This is a genomic window from Rhizobium sp. SVR5-9E (assembly GCF_056755095.1).
On the sequence record NZ_JBNDHS010000722.1, the window covers coordinates 1 to 237 of the forward strand.

The 237-nt window shown below is 57.4% G+C and carries 1 pseudogene; it reads right to left on the reverse strand.

Going from position 1 to position 237, the window contains the following annotated elements:
• Positions 1-237: pseudogene (locus ACPYOJ_RS36720) on the reverse strand (glutathione-disulfide reductase); the annotation flags it as partial.

Sequence of the window (237 nt, forward strand, 5' to 3'; positions counted from 1 at the left end):
GTCTTTCTTGGTGGCACCCATTTTCAGTGCCACGGCGAAGCCCTGCAGGATCTCGTCCATGCCAAAGCCAATGCCGTGGATACCGACAATCTTCTCTTCCGGACCCACGCAGACCAGCTTCATGCGGCATGGCTGACGGTGAGAGGTGACGGCGGTATACATCGCGGTGAACGCGGATTTATACACTTTCACCTGGTCGTCGCCATACTGCTCGCGCGCCTGAGGTTCTGTTAAGCC